General features: G+C 65.6%; 2 protein-coding genes. Both read right to left on the bottom strand.

Annotation, left to right across the window (positions count from 1 at the left end; all coding sequences use genetic code 11):
* The coding region (locus TSA1_RS33685; protein ID WP_145984442.1) for an ATP-binding cassette domain-containing protein at positions 1–313 on the bottom strand (313 nt) is incomplete at its 3' end.
* Positions 313–1,095, bottom strand: a 783-nt coding sequence (locus TSA1_RS40480) for an iron chelate uptake ABC transporter family permease subunit (protein WP_210421915.1), incomplete at its 5' end; no start/stop codon positions are given. The genes TSA1_RS33685 and TSA1_RS40480, both read right to left, overlap by 1 nt.

The following is a 1,095-nucleotide window of genomic DNA, read 5'->3' as shown; positions in this document are numbered from 1 at the left end:
CGCGGAGGGCCGCAATGACGGCCTCGAGGACCGTAAGCGATAGCCGCTGCGGCACGAACTGTGGCATGAACGCGACCTTGCGTGCCCGCTCGTCGATCGGAGCATCCAGCAGGTTTGACCCGTTCAGCCGCACGCTGCCGCTGGCCGGTAACAACCCCGCGAGCACGCGCAGAAGCGTGGTCTTGCCTGCGCCGTTCGGCCCGACCAGTGCAGTGATGCGCCCTTGCTCGATCGGCGGCAGCGACAGGCCTGTCAGCACCTCGCGCCCGCGATAACCTGCCCGCACATTTTCGATATCGAGTCCGGCCATCATCAGACCGTCCTGCGCCGGCTGAAGATCAGCGAGAAGAACACGGGCAGCCCCACCATCGCAGTCACGATCCCGATCGGAAGCAGCACGCCCGGAATGATCGTCTTGGACGCAACCGAGGCCAGCGACATGATGGCCGCCCCGGTCAAGGCGCTGGCCGGCAACAGAAGCCGGTGATCTTCACCGATCGCGAGCCGCGCGATGTGCGGGCCCGCAAGCCCGACGAAGCCGATCGTGCCGACGAAGGCGATCGCGGTCGAGGTCATCAGGCTGACGCGCAAGAGCGCCATCAGACGCAGCCGCGTGATGTTGATGCCAAGGCTGCGCGCACGGTCTTCGCCGAGTCGCAGCGCCATCATCGGCCAGGCTGCGCGCCAGAACTCGCGATCATAGGGTTCGAGTTTCACGATCTGCTCGTTTGCGAGATTGCGCGGCAGGCCGCAGACCGCAGGCGTCGGATGCAGGAGGCCGGCGAAATGGGCCGATGACCACGAAGCGTCCCTGAGCTGGCCAACGATACGCGTGCCGAGATGCCACATGCTTGCCGTTGCCCGCAAACAGGTGCCTTCGGGGGTCGAAAGATCGATGCAATACGGTGCGAGAATATCCAGAATGGACTCGACCACCATCGCATGCTCGCGGCGATCCTTGTCGGAGGCGAGAAGTCCGGCGCCCGCCTTGCGGTCCTCCTCCGTATCACGATGGCGACGGGCCGAACCCGCGAGCGGATGAGAGACGACGTGCCCGCCCCGCTTCTCGAGAAGGAGTTCCGGCGTCGCGCCAAT

Source organism: Bradyrhizobium nitroreducens, assembly GCF_002776695.1.
Lineage (GTDB): Bacteria > Pseudomonadota > Alphaproteobacteria > Rhizobiales > Xanthobacteraceae > Bradyrhizobium > Bradyrhizobium nitroreducens.
Note: the sequence above shows the minus strand (reverse complement) of the source record. Positions and strands in the feature narration are given on the sequence as shown.